Below are 12,943 nucleotides of genomic sequence, written 5' to 3' on the forward strand. Positions count from 1 at the left end.
CCTTCTCAGTTTGATTGGATTGCGCAACTATAGATCAGAACAGGAAGCGAACCCGAAGCGTACCGTCGATGGCTTCGAGTTCCTTGCGGATGCCAAGCCCCGGCTGGATTTCCTCGTCGACTTCGACAACCACGTAACCCACGCCGCCTTCGGAACGCAGATACTGACCGCTGATATTCATGCCGCGCGTTGCAAACACGTCGTTGATTTTCGACAGAACGCCCGGAACGTTGCGGTGAATATGCATGAAGCGGGTGTGCTTGCGATCCTTGACCGGCAGCGAAACTTCCGGGAAGTTGACCGCGCCCAGCGTCGACCCGTTATCGGAATAGGTGATCAGCTTGTCGGCAACTTCGACACCGATATTTTCCTGTGCTTCCTGGGTGGAACCGCCGATATGCGGGGTCAGGATCACGTTCGGCATACCGCGAAGCGGGCTCTGGAATTCCTCGTCCTTGCCGGCAGGCTCGACCGGGAACACGTCAAGGGCTGCACCGGCCAGATGGCCGCGTTCCAAGGCCGCAGCAAGGTCTTCGATCACGATGACATTGCCACGTGCCGCGTTGATCAGATGCGCGCCCGGCTTCATCTTGGCGATTTCGGTTGCGGTGATCATGTTTTTGGTCTGTTCGTTGGCCGGAACATGCAACGAAACGACATCAGATTTCGCCAGCAATTCATCCATCGAACTGCACGAGGTTGCGTTACCCATCGCAAGCTTGTTGATCACATCATAATAAATGACGTTCATGCCAAGCGATTCCGCCAGAACCGACAGCTGCGATCCGATATGACCATAGCCGATGATGCCCAAAGTCTTGCCGCGCGCCTCGTACGAGCCCTTGGCATTTTTAAGCCAGCCACCAGCATGGGCAGCCTTGTCACGCTGCGGGATACCGCGCATCAGCATGATGATCTGGCCCAGAACCAGTTCGGCGACCGAACGTGTATTGGAATAGGGCGCATTGAAGACCGGAATACCGCGCATCGCAGCGGCTTTCAGATCAACCTGATTGGTGCCGATACAGAAACAACCGATAGAGGTCAGCTTGGGTGCAGCGTCGATGACTTCTTCGGTCAGTTTGGTGCGGGAACGGATGCCCAGAAAATGCGCTTCGGAGACGACGGATTTCAGTTCATCCGCATCCAGAGCAGCAGGGTAGTGGTCGACATTTGAGTAGCCGGCCTCTTTGAACATCTTTACAGCGTTTTCATGGATACCTTCGAGCAGGACGATCTTGATCTTGTCCTTCTCCAACGAAAGCTTGCTGTTCACGGCGCACCATCCTTTTCTTTGCGAGGGCGACACGGGCATTTCCCGAGCCGTAGGGCCGTAACGTTACGCGCCCTTGGCCCAATGAAATAGGGCCTAAGGCAACGTCCGTCAAAGGCTTTCCCTTGCGCAAACATGCAATGCGCCTATCTTCTGAACGCATATACCGGCTATTGCGTATAGAATGCAGGCCCGAACGGCGACCAAGGATTGAACACAGGGGACCCCATCTTGCCTGCCGAGATAAGAACCGTTACCGATATCCATGAAATCGGCGCAACCGACTGGGACAAATGCGCAGGCACGGCCAACCCGTTTGTCAGCTTTGCCTTTCTTTCCGCAATGGAAGATAGCGGCTCGGCCAATGCCGATACCGGTTGGCAACCGTTTCATCTGGTGGTTACCGATGATGACGATACGGTTGCCGGGATTGTGCCGCTTTATGTCAAATCGCATTCCTATGGCGAATATGTCTTCGACTGGAGCTGGGCGGAAGCCTATGAGCGGGCGGGTGGACGGTATTATCCGAAATTACAGGCCGCAGTACCCTTTTCACCGGTTCCGGGCCCACGGCTTCTGATACGGTCCGATCATCCAGCCCCTGAGCGCGTTCGCACACTTCTGATTGGTGCGCTTTGTGCCCTGCCCGAACGGCTTGGCATTGCCAGCCTGCATGTAACGTTTTGCAGTGGCGATGAAAGCCGGGTGATGGAAGATGCCGGATTTCTTCCGCGAACCGGCATTCAATATCACTGGTGCAATCGTGGTTACGACAGTTTTGACGATTTCCTTGGCGCGCTGAATTCGCGCAAACGCAAAAATCTGCGCAAGGAACGCAAACAGGTGCGCGATGCGGGATACAGCTTTGAAGTTCTATCGGGTGATGACCTTAAAGCCGCCCATTGGGACCGGTTTTATGCCTTTTATCACGACACATCGGATCGCAAATGGGGCCAGGCCTATTTAACGCGGGAGTTCTTTGATCTTCTGCATGAACGGATCCGGGACCGGACCGTTTTGGTGGCTGCCTTTCGTGACGGCGACATGGTTGCCGGGGCGCTCAACCTGATCGGCACGGAAACCTTATACGGACGCAACTGGGGCACTGTTGACCGGACCCCGCTTTTGCATTTCGAGACTTGTTACTATCAGGCGATCGATATCGCGATTGAACGCGGCCTTAAAACGGTTGAGGCCGGGGCACAAGGTGAACACAAAATCCAGCGTGGCTATGAACCGGTTCTGACCCATTCGGCACATCTGATTGCCGATGCCGGTTTACGCACTGCCGTGGCCCGTTTTCTGGATCAGGAACGCCATCATATCGCGCAGGACCGCGAATTTATCGTGGCCGAACACAGCCCGTTCAAACAGGAATGAACCGGCAGCTCCGCCAAGCAAAAAGGAGCACGATGCATCAGCATCGCGCCCCTTCCTGACTGCCCAACCAACTCGTTATTTTTAGACGGCTCTGACGTCGTTCAGGAAGCCATTTACATGGCTTCTAAGCTCATCATTGGCGGCCGCAAGACGACCGACACAGTCAAGCTGACCATTCGAAAGATCGCCGCTTTCGGTTGTGGCCTCGGCAACACTTTTCACCGCATTTGAAATCGCGACGTTGCCATTGGCGGCCCCTTCGACACTGCGTGAAATTTCTTCGGTTGCAGCGCCCTGCTCTTCCACCGCACTGGCAACAACCGACATCAGTTCATCAATTTGATGAATGGTTTCGGCAAAGCCGCGAACGGCTTCGGCGGCGGCACCGGTTTCACCCTGCATTTCGGTAATTTTCGCAGTGATCTGTTCGGTTGCCTTCACCGTCTGGGCAGCAAGGTTTTTGACTTCCCCCGCCACCACAGCAAAGCCCTTGCCTGCATCGCCGGCACGTGCGGATTCAATTGTCGCGTTAAGTGCCAGCAGGTTTGTCTGATCGGCAATGTCGCTGATCAGGCTGACAACTTCACCAACACTTTGCGCCGCTTCGTTCAGCATTTCGACACGCTGATTGGTGCGTTCGGTTTCCGCAACGGCATGCTGGGTGATTTCGGTAACACGTGCGATCTGCGATGCGATTTCAGAAATCGACGCGGAAAGCTGCGCGGTTGCCGATGCAACGGTTTCGATGTCTCCCGATGATTCTTCGGCCTGCTCTGCCACACTTTTCGCATCCTGATTGGCGCGAACCGAATGTGACGAAAGCGTTTCCGATGCACTGCGGACCTCGTCCAGCGCAACATTAACCGCCGAAAGAACTTCCTGGATTTTATGATCGAAACCGGCAGTCAGAGTGCCCATACGCTTGCTGCGTTCGATCTGGCGTTCGGCTTCAATCCGTTCCTGTTCGGCCATCCGGGCACGTTCACGGGCGTTTTCACGGAACACTTCAAGCGATTTGGCCATCGCCCCCACTTCGTCGGCGCGCTTCATATCAAGGATTTCGATATCAAGGTTGCCAGATGCCAAACTTCCCATCGCATCCGTCATCTTGCGGATCGGTGTCGCAATAAGGCGCGACAACGTGCCACCAAACAATGCCGCCATGGCGATCAGCAAAACAACACCAATGCCCAGTGTGGTCTGAAACAGCATCATGGCCCGTTCGACACGGTTTTCGACATCCAGGTTCATCTGGTCGATATTTTCTGCCAGTTCCAGGGCAATCTTCGATACGCTGTCGGACAGTTCGCGCGGTTCGCCGGAAGCTTCAATCGCACGCGCATGGTTGACGGTCAGATAATGACGCATCAGTTTCGCCTGTTCGCTGGCGATCTCTTCCCAGCGATCAATTGCGCTGTCCATCTGTTCGATAAGATCGGCAATTGTCGGGTTAATCGTCGCGTAGACTTTCAGAACATCGGTGCGGGTATCGATTTCAGCCAGCGATTCCTGATAACTTTCAAGTCCGGTCCGGTCACCGGTTGTCAGGAAATAAACCAGTTCCTGACGCGCCATCAGATAAGAGCGGTCCAGGTTGCGATAGTCGCGTTCGAAATCAGAAAGATAATCACGTTGATCATTGGCAGACTTGACCTGGAAAGTCGCAAACATCCCGGCACCCGCAACCATCAGGATGACCACAATCATCACAGCAAAGCAGGTCGTCAGCTTGGCTGGTATGGAAAGGTTTTTGAAGAAGTTCATTGTCCGTCTCCCTTACAACTGCTGACGACGCGCGAGCTCATTAAGATTGACCTCGATCGTGACGGCACCGATTGGTGCCCCTTGCTGATCGCTCATGGTCATATTGAGCTGCGAACGCCAGGTGTCGGATTCTTCGTTATATTCAGCTTCATCAATGAAGACGGCGTTGGCTCCGTTGGGGAAGGTGTTTTTGAACTTGGCCTCGTCCCCCTGCCAGAAATCGGAAGTGATCGAGCTTTGCCCGACATTGAGGCCGACAGCGTCCATGACAAATATTTCGGCAAACAATCCGCCGGAACGCGCCTGGATCTGCGTCAGATAACTGGAAAGAGGATTGGTCAGAATGGCTGCGACCAGCGGCTGGTCCTCGGCTTCGCGTTCCGCCACCCATTGTTTGTCGGCAGCATCGATCTGATCCTGCGTCATTCCTTTGCGCAACCGGTTCTGCGACGAGATCGAAAGCTCGACCACCGGATTTGCAAGCCATTCCCGAACATCACGGATCGTGTCATCCGTAATCAACTGGTCCGGTGCCCCGGGCAAATCTGACTTGGCATTGGCGGCAGTGGCACCAAACGAAGTGCCAATCATCAGGCCCGTCACCAGAACAAGGTGTTTTGTTATCTTCATAACCCTTCCTACCCCTCCGTATGCAAATACTATCCCTTGGTATAGATTATACAGAGAAAAATCTGTTCATCAACTACTTTTAGACGCAGGAAAATATATACAAACACGCATACATTATCCGATATCCCCATATGGGGATGCCAGTTAAGCCATTGGAGGGCTGGATGATAAGAAAAGGGGGACAAAAGAAAAAAGCGGCGGAAAAACCGCCGCTGAGTTTGGTTGGGACACGAGCAAACTGCAGAAGATTACGTTGTTCCAGGCGCAAGATGCGCCCCTGCAAAGAACAACTGTCCGATCACCCATATGCATAGGGTGTGCCAGTTTTTGGCATCATCTTAAAATCGCAGAATTTGGCCGATTATTGATTGAAAAAACTCTGATAAGACAACTACTTCAAAATTAATTCGCAATTTGCGACAGAAATATTTGCAAAATGCGATAACCATTCTTTGCATTTTGCAAAACGCAATTTAAGTCAAATGACAGCAGGATTGATCTGCAGATCAACCGGCGTTGCGGCGTGCCGGCTTACGCTTTTTCCGATTTCCGAAATTCAGCAAAGCAGGAGCGTTTTCAATGATTTCCTGAAGAATTTCCTTGGCAATCTCAAGGTCATCCTTGGCACCTTCATCAAGGTGGCTGATATATCGCGGATTGGAAATCATGCGCTCTGCCTCATAAAGCGTGCGAAGCTCGCTTTGAAACATCTCGCGCGCACCAAGCGGCAGAACCGGCTTGGCACTCATCACAAAGAAGAATTTCAGGCTGGTTTTGATCACGATGCGCAGCATCAGAATCTGCAATTTATGGAATTGCTCTTCAAGCTCGTCCTTTTTCGGATGCTTTTCAAGCTTTGCAAGGCGGTCGGTGATCACCAGCGAAAGCGCTTTGAAATTATCGACTTCCTCGCGGAAAGGCCGGTAACCTGTCACTTCCGTTGTATCGACCGTCTTCTCGATCACATCTGCCAAAGCCACAAGCCTGCGCGCCTGCGATTCAAGTTTGGACAGAAACTTCTCGACCTCATCACGGTATTTTCGCTGTGTCGCCTGGTTCATTGTTTTTATATGCCACCAAAAGCAATTGCCCGAAACAACTGTTCCGGGCAATCACAATAACGCGCCAAAACTTAATGACAAGGTAATCGATCACAGGGCAATCAGTTTGCCATTTCCGGATCTTTTTCCTTTTTCGACCCGCCACCATTTTCTTCCGGATAACGGAAGATAACGGCATCGTCTTCGATATCGACCAGAACGGCCCCGCCCTTTTCGAGTTTGCCAAACAGCAATTCCTCGGCCAGCGGCTTTTTGACGTGTTCCTGAATGACACGCCCCAATGGACGCGCCCCAAAGGCCGCATCATAGCCCCGTTCGCCCAGCCAGGTCCGCGCGGCTTCGGTCAGTTCGATCGAAACATTGCGATCTGCAAGCTGGACTTCAAGCTGCAGTATGAACTTATCCACCACCATCTTGACGACCTCCGGCTTGAGGTTTTCAAACGGAATGACCGCGTCCAGACGATTACGGAATTCCGGCGAGAAAGTTCGCTTGATCGCCTCTGCATCCTCGCCGGTACGCATTTCACGTTTGAAACCGATGGGCGGCTTTGCCATATCCGATGCGCCCGCGTTGGTCGTCATCACCAGCACAATATTACGGAAATCAACGGTCTTGCCGTTATTATCCGTAAGCTTGCCGTGGTCCATCACCTGCAAAAGAATATTGAACAGGTCCGGATGGGCTTTCTCGATCTCGTCAAGCAGGACAACAGCATGCGGATGCTGATCGACGGAATCGGTCAGAAGCCCGCCCTGATCGAAACCGACATAGCCGGGCGGCGCACCAATCAGGCGAGAAACGCTGTGGCGTTCCATATATTCCGACATGTCGAACCGTATGAATTCGATCCCCATGACATGCGCCAGCTGCTTGGTCACCTCGGTCTTACCAACACCTGTCGGGCCGGAGAACAGATAGCTGCCAATCGGCTTTTCCGGTTCGCGCAGACCGGCACGTGCGAGCTTGATCGCGCTGGCAACAGCCTCAATCGCCTTGTCCTGCCCAAACACAACGGTCTTGAGGTCACGTTCCAGATTGGCCAATGCCTTACGGTCATCCGTCGACACCGATTTTGGTGGTATGCGGGCAATCTTGGCGACGATTTCTTCGACATCGCGTTTGGAAATCGTGCGCTTGCGCTTGCTTGGTGCCACCAGCATCCGGGATGCCCCGACTTCGTCAATCACATCAATCGCGCTATCGGGACGTTTGCGGTCATTGATATAGCGTGATGCCAGCTCGACCGCAGACCGAATGGCCTCGTTGGTGTATTTGACGTGATGATGTTCCTCGTAATAGGGTTTGAGGCCCTTGAGGATTTTAATGGTATCTTCGGGTGACGGTTCTTCGACATCGATTTTCTGGAAACGACGCACAAGGGCGCGGTCCTTTTCGAAATGACCGCGGAATTCCTTGTAAGTCGTGGAACCGATGCATCGAAGCGAACCGCTGGCCAAGGCCGGTTTCAACAGGTTAGAGGCATCCATCGCCCCGCCCGATGTCGCACCCGCGCCAATCACCGTGTGAATTTCATCAATGAACAGAACCGCGCCATCAAACTCTTCGAGTTCCTTGACGACCGCCTTCAGGCGCTCTTCGAAGTCACCACGATACCGTGTACCGGCCAGAAGCGCGCCCATATCAAGAGAGAAAATGGTGGCATCCGCAAGAACCTCGGGGACATCACCATCAACAATGCGACGCGCCAAGCCTTCGGCGATGGCGGTTTTGCCAACCCCCGGATCGCCAACATAAAGCGGGTTGTTCTTGGTGCGACGGCACAGGACCTGAATGGTGCGTTCAATTTCGCTTTGGCGGCCGATCAACGGATCAATCTTGCCATTCTGCGCCTTGACATTAAGGTTCACGCAATAGGCCTTGAGCGCCTCGCCCTCGCCAGCGGCGGCACCTTCTTCAGCGTCGGTTGTCGCACCGGGTGCAACTTCTTCTTCGGCACCACGCGGAATGCGGCGTTCGTTCAGTTCTGGCGCCTTGGCAATTCCGTGGGAAATGTAATTGACCGCATCCAGACGGGTCATGTCCTGCAATTGCAGGTAATAGACCGCGTGCGATTCACGTTCGGAGAACAGTGCAACCAGCACATTCGCCCCCGTTACCTCTTCTCGCCCGGAAGACTGAACATGAATGGCTGCGCGCTGTATCACGCGCTGGAAACCAGCCGTCGGCTTTGGGTCCACCAGACGCGCACTGATCAGGCCGGAAAGCTCGCTATCAGCAAACTCCAGCAGATCCGAACGCAGACGATCAACATCCACCCGGCACGCTTTCAGAACAGACAACGCGTCCTGATCTTCGGTCAATGACAACAGAAGATGTTCCAGCGTTGCATATTCATGACGCCGCTCAGAGGCATATGCCAGCGCACGATGTAAGCTTTCTTCAAGGTTACGTGAGAGCATGTTTCACTCCTTCTCTAACGTGCACTGCAGCGGATGCTGATTTTGCCGCGCCAGATCCATGACCTGGTTGACCTTGGTTTCCGCGATCTCGTAGGTGAAAACCCCACAAATTCCGACCCCCTTTCGGTGGACCTGAAGCATGATCGCGGTCGCCTCTTCCCGGCCCTTTTCAAAGAACCGTTCAAGCACATGGACAACGAATTCCATGGGGGTGTAGTCGTCATTTAGCAACAACACCTTGTACATGGACGGCTTCTTCGTCTTTGGCCGTGTCTTCGTTACGATCCCCGTATTCGGGAGACCACCACCGTCATTGTCCTGATCACTCATAATCTGCTTACCGGAACCCCTTTGTTCTGCATTGTCTCCATGATAGGTCATTGAACATCTGTTTCAAAGTCCGCAGCGACAAAACGTTTCTAACCTCATCCCAAATTCATGTAGGCCGAGAATGCCGTGCTGCAAGATCATTGACCAAACTTCGTCATCTTTGCCGTAAATATCGGTAAAAAAAATAAAAACGGACATGGCTGCCAGCCATGTCCGTCCCGATACATTCATTATGGCAAAATCCTAAGTGCGTCGGGTTGCTTACTTGATCGGAACACCAGCAGCCTTGGACATTGCAGCAAATCCGTCCGTGAAAGCAGCGAACATCATTTTCTGAATTTTTTCGCCTTCGGACATGCCGGACTCGACATAGCGCTTCAATATACGCTCGTTCAGCTCCTGCAGTTCAGAAAGGCTTTCGACCTTTGAAAGCGCTTCGAAATCAGCTTGGGATGCATCAACTTCCCGCTGCGCCCAGGATGCCAGCTCAGCACCGAAGGAACCGCTTTTTTCCATCAGCTCAGATGAAACCTGCCATACGCCTTCGAAACTTTTTTGCTGCGTTTCGATCAGTTCTTCGTATCTGGCCATCATTTGCGTTCCAGCATCGGAGAATATGTCAGCCTGCTCGGTAATCTTTTCTGTCACCTGAGCAAGAACATCATTGACCGCCGTTAGACTTCCTTCGAGAGCATTCTGGGTTGCTGCAACCATGGTATCGACTTCCGGTGCTTTCCAAAGCTCTGTGAACGGTTCAAGGCTGACCGCACCAAACGCAGCCACATCACCGGCGGCCGTCGGCTGGGCTGCAACCTTAACCTCGACATCAGTTTTTTGGGTGTCTTTAGCTTTCGTCTCGGCCTTCGCTGCCACTGTCACTTTGGCCGGAGCAGCCGCTTTCTCTTGCTCTGTCACGATGGAAGCCTTCTTTAATGGGGGGGGCGTTTCGGAAATCGCACCAGATGCCTTATCGCTGGAAACCGAAACTTTGGGTTCGCTAACGGCTTTGGAGGTAGGCATAACCGTATTCTTTTTCGATGTGGTTGCCGCCTTCGGACGGCTTGCCGGTTTGGGGCCTGCCGTTGTTTTCTTTCTGGCTTGTTCGGGCGCAGGCTTGCTTTCCGCTGCTTCTGCTTTTACCGGGTCATCAGCCTTGGCCGGAGCCTCAGCCCCTTTAGCGGCAACAGGTTCTTTCTTCGCCTCCGGTACTACAGCATCCGGTTTTGATAGCTCCGCAGGAGGATGACGCAATGCCTTTGCTTCAAGCGCGCTTGCGGTTGTGACGACACGCTTCGGCCGCTCTGTTGCAACCTCGGAAATTTCAGCTGTCGCGGCCTTTGCCGGGGAAGCAGCCGACTTTTTACCGCCATCAGAAGCTGTTTTTTGAGTCACCGCCTTTGGGCGAGAAGAGACCTTCGCCGGATTAGCATTTGTTGAAGCGGGCGCAGATTTTTTGCGAGGAGTCACCATGTGCCGACCTCCTTGAATTGGGCTTGGCATTCAGAAATTATGCTGCATCGCAACATAACCCTAGATGGAATATCGGTGTGCCGTCAAGGTTGCTTTGGTGACATTTTAAAAGTCGTGAATGGGTCAAGCACGTCTGGGAGAACGGATTATCTTGATTCCCAGGAACCGATTGTAAAAAACCGGCATACGTTCAACCGCTTAGGCGGGAAATTACGTTAATCCTGATATTCAGGATGCTAAAAAAACAAAAATGGCACGGGTTATGCCGTACCATTTTCATCGAAGATTCCTGAAACGGATCAGCTTATTTCAGCTGATTTCCGCGCACGGTGCGATAGAAATGGCGAGACTCGGCTTTCTTGTCATTCTTGCTGAAAAACGGATCAGGCTGCTTTGGCGTCCCGAAAGCCGGCGGCTGTGGAAGTGTTTTTTCCAAACCCGACAGGTTTTCGAGCACATTCGGGAAAGTCAAAGCGCGCAGATCATCCTTGGTAGATGTCCAGGCGGCAAGCGTGATGCTTTGCGATGAACAGCCAATCGCAACCCAGTAATAATCGTCAGAATGCAGGCGCAATCCGTCGCGGCTTTGATATCCGAAACCATCGGCCTGAAGCGCATCGGTCAGTGCAAGATATTGTCCGCGCGACAGGTTTTCCCGCGATTCCGTCCCGCCGAAAGCACCAAGGGGGGCTGCGACCTCAACATTGACCTCGCTTACGTCAAGCGGACCAAATATCCGCGACACCATCTCAAACTGCTCCGCACCGCTCCTGGGAACAAGGTCGTAACTGCGCGTTTCTTTATAATAATCAGCATTATAGACGATGCGAATCCGTCCTTCTGCATCCCCGGCAGAACATGCGGTTCGAATGTCATCCGCATTGATAAACGAGAACCAGCTACCCTTGCGCACCAGCGGATTTTCGATATCGCTTGTACCGGTAAAACTGCATGCAGAAAGCGCCATCAAACCTGCGGCACACAGCGCGCCACCACTTAAAATTGATGATTTTGTTCTTATGTTACTGACAACAGACATTATTTTTTTACGCATTCGATCCTCGATTTTTAACCTTCTGGCGGATATAAATTGAGTCTGACGAAAAAATGAGACCGCAACAAGGCGGCAACTCAGATTATCTGAACAAGCGTTAAGCATTTTTTTAATGCCGCGATGAGACACTGACCATATTTCGTCTTGGGGATCACCGTAAAGCCGAGCCCGTCAAATGCGTTTTAAGACCCGTCTTGGGCCAAAAGCGATGGCCACCGTTAGTACTGATCAAAGTCGACCGATGTGGCAATCGCAGGGTCGCAGGATTTACTGCGTCCTGTCCGTGATGCTGCTGATCATCGCTGCTGTTGTATTCACAACACCGGCAGCAATGGCACGCACCTATACAGCGATGGTTATCGACGCCGAAACCGGCGATGTCCTTCATGAATATCGCGCCGACCACAAAGTTTACCCTGCGTCACTGACCAAGATCATGACGCTTTACATGCTGTTTGATGCGCTGGATTCCGGTAAGGTATCGCTTTCGACACGTATGGAAGTTTCCAAACGCGCCTGGGGACAGGCCCCTTCGAAATTAGGCCTTCAGCCTGGTGAAAAGATTTCGGTCGAGGATGCCATTCTGGCACTCGTTACGAAATCGGCAAACGACATTGCCGTTGTGGTCGCCGAGCATCTTGGCGGAACCGAGGTGAAATTCGCGCAGATGATGACCGCGAAAGCGCGCCAGATCGGCATGAAGAACACCACCTTTCGCAATGCATCAGGCCTTCCGAACCGTGGCCAGTTGACCACAGCCCGCGATATGATCCGGCTTGCGGTTTCGCTGCGCAAGGATTACGGCAACTACTACCATTATTTCAGCACCCAGAAGTTCAGCTATGGTAAGCGCACCTATGGCAACCATAACAATCTTCTGGCGTCCTATTACGGTACGGACGGCATCAAGACCGGCTATATCAATGCGTCGGGCTTTAACCTTGTCGCATCGGTCAACCGCAATGGTCGCCGTTTGATCGGCGTTGTCTTTGGTGGCCGGACAGCGCGGTCACGCGATGACCAGATGAAAAAGCTTCTTGATCAGGCCTATCTTGAACTGAAAAAAGACGGCGAAATCATCGCGCCACGTCCGCGCATCAGCCCGGATGGCAAAATTCTTCCGGCTGATACCCAGCTTCTGATGGCCAAGCAGAACAACGCCAATGAAGTCGAACAGCCCGGCCGCATTGATACCGAAACCGTTGTCGCCCGCCTGTCGCCGGAAACCGGCGGATGGGGCATTCAGGTTGGTGCGTTCAGCGATCAGCGTCGCGCACAGGAAGCCGTCCTTGCCGCGGCCCGCACAGCGCCGGAAGTCCTTCGGCTGACCCGTGCCGCTGTCGAGCAGCAAAGCAACGGATCGGGGGTTGTTTATCGTGCCCGCCTGCTTGGGTTTGGTGGTGAACAGGAAGCACGCAGTGCCTGTGCTGCGCTGCGCAAGGAAAAGGTCGCCTGTATCCCGGTTAATGCCGGTGATGCCGGGTAAACAGCCTGCCTCAAATCAAAAAAGCCCGCTGAAGCAATTCAGCGGGCTTTTTTGTACCTTCCAGAAAACGGC

10 protein-coding genes are annotated in these 12,943 nt (G+C 53.1%); 2 read left to right on the forward strand and 8 right to left on the reverse strand.

Going from position 1 to position 12,943, the window contains the following annotated elements; genetic code table 11:
• Positions 1-34 precede the first annotated feature (34 nt).
• Positions 35-1,276 carry a phosphoglycerate dehydrogenase gene (serA, locus tag P8T57_RS01845; protein ID WP_007090294.1) on the reverse strand — a complete coding sequence of 414 codons (1,242 nt, stop codon included), beginning with the start codon at positions 1,274-1,276 and terminating at the stop codon, positions 35-37.
• Between the two features lie 228 nt (positions 1,277-1,504).
• Between serA and P8T57_RS01850 the strand changes: the two genes are divergently transcribed.
• The gene (locus P8T57_RS01850; protein WP_341364426.1) at positions 1,505-2,653 is read left to right on the forward strand and encodes a GNAT family N-acetyltransferase; all 1,149 of its coding nucleotides are present in this window, start codon (positions 1,505-1,507) and stop codon (positions 2,651-2,653) included.
• 81 nt (positions 2,654-2,734) lie between these two features.
• Here the strand turns inward: P8T57_RS01850 and P8T57_RS01855 are convergent, their stop codons facing one another.
• From P8T57_RS01855 to P8T57_RS01885, 7 genes are all read right to left on the reverse strand, one after another.
• Positions 2,735-4,417, reverse strand: coding sequence for a methyl-accepting chemotaxis protein (locus tag P8T57_RS01855; protein WP_341364427.1), 1,683 nt, complete (start codon positions 4,415-4,417; stop codon positions 2,735-2,737).
• 12 nt (positions 4,418-4,429) lie between these two features.
• Positions 4,430-5,047, reverse strand: a complete 618-nt coding sequence (locus P8T57_RS01860; RefSeq protein WP_341364428.1) for a hypothetical protein — start codon at positions 5,045-5,047, stop codon at positions 4,430-4,432.
• A 506-nt stretch (positions 5,048-5,553) separates the two neighbouring features.
• Positions 5,554-6,108, reverse strand: coding sequence for a hypothetical protein (locus P8T57_RS01865; RefSeq protein ID WP_007090298.1), 555 nt, complete (start codon positions 6,106-6,108; stop codon positions 5,554-5,556).
• Between the two features lie 101 nt (positions 6,109-6,209).
• Entirely contained in the window at positions 6,210-8,531 is a 2,322-nt protein-coding gene (gene clpA / locus P8T57_RS01870; protein ID WP_037988020.1) for an ATP-dependent Clp protease ATP-binding subunit ClpA, read from the reverse strand.
• A 3-nt stretch (positions 8,532-8,534) separates the two neighbouring features.
• Positions 8,535-8,861: an ATP-dependent Clp protease adapter ClpS gene (gene clpS, locus P8T57_RS01875; protein WP_037988091.1), complete on the reverse strand. Its 327-nt coding sequence runs from the start codon at positions 8,859-8,861 to the stop codon at positions 8,535-8,537.
• 261 nt (positions 8,862-9,122) lie between these two features.
• A complete protein-coding gene (locus P8T57_RS01880) occupies positions 9,123-10,331 on the reverse strand; it encodes a phasin family protein (RefSeq protein ID WP_341364429.1) in 1,209 nt (402 codons plus the stop codon).
• Between the two features lie 304 nt (positions 10,332-10,635).
• Entirely contained in the window at positions 10,636-11,298 is a 663-nt protein-coding gene (locus tag P8T57_RS01885; protein ID WP_341364430.1) for a hypothetical protein, read from the reverse strand.
• A gap of 262 nt (positions 11,299-11,560) precedes the next feature.
• Between P8T57_RS01885 and P8T57_RS01890 the strand changes: the two genes are divergently transcribed.
• Complete coding sequence (locus P8T57_RS01890) at positions 11,561-12,871, forward strand: D-alanyl-D-alanine carboxypeptidase (protein ID WP_223305133.1); 1,311 nt, start codon at positions 11,561-11,563, stop codon at positions 12,869-12,871.
• Positions 12,872-12,943 lie beyond the last annotated feature (72 nt).

The sequence above is a fragment of the Thalassospira sp. SN3W genome, assembly GCF_038070535.1.
Taxonomy (GTDB): domain Bacteria; phylum Pseudomonadota; class Alphaproteobacteria; order Rhodospirillales; family Thalassospiraceae; genus Thalassospira; species Thalassospira xiamenensis.

What these genes read in the sequence shown, in the direction of transcription:
- P8T57_RS01855 (WP_341364427.1), bottom strand. Translation starts at nt 4,417, where the DNA reads ATGAACTTCTTCAAAAACCTTTCCATACCAGCCAAGCTGACGACCTGC.
- P8T57_RS01860 (WP_341364428.1), bottom strand. Translation starts at nt 5,047, where the DNA reads ATGAAGATAACAAAACACCTTGTTCTGGTGACGGGCCTGATGATTGGC.
- P8T57_RS01865 (WP_007090298.1), bottom strand. Translation starts at nt 6,108, where the DNA reads ATGAACCAGGCGACACAGCGAAAATACCGTGATGAGGTCGAGAAGTTT.
- clpA (WP_037988020.1), bottom strand. Translation starts at nt 8,531, where the DNA reads ATGCTCTCACGTAACCTTGAAGAAAGCTTACATCGTGCGCTGGCATAT.
- clpS (WP_037988091.1), bottom strand. Translation starts at nt 8,861, where the DNA reads ATGAGTGATCAGGACAATGACGGTGGTGGTCTCCCGAATACGGGGATC.
- P8T57_RS01880 (WP_341364429.1), bottom strand. Translation starts at nt 10,331, where the DNA reads ATGGTGACTCCTCGCAAAAAATCTGCGCCCGCTTCAACAAATGCTAAT.
- P8T57_RS01885 (WP_341364430.1), bottom strand. Translation starts at nt 11,298, where the DNA reads ATGGCGCTTTCTGCATGCAGTTTTACCGGTACAAGCGATATCGAAAAT.
- P8T57_RS01890 (WP_223305133.1), top strand. Translation starts at nt 11,561, where the DNA reads ATGCGTTTTAAGACCCGTCTTGGGCCAAAAGCGATGGCCACCGTTAGT.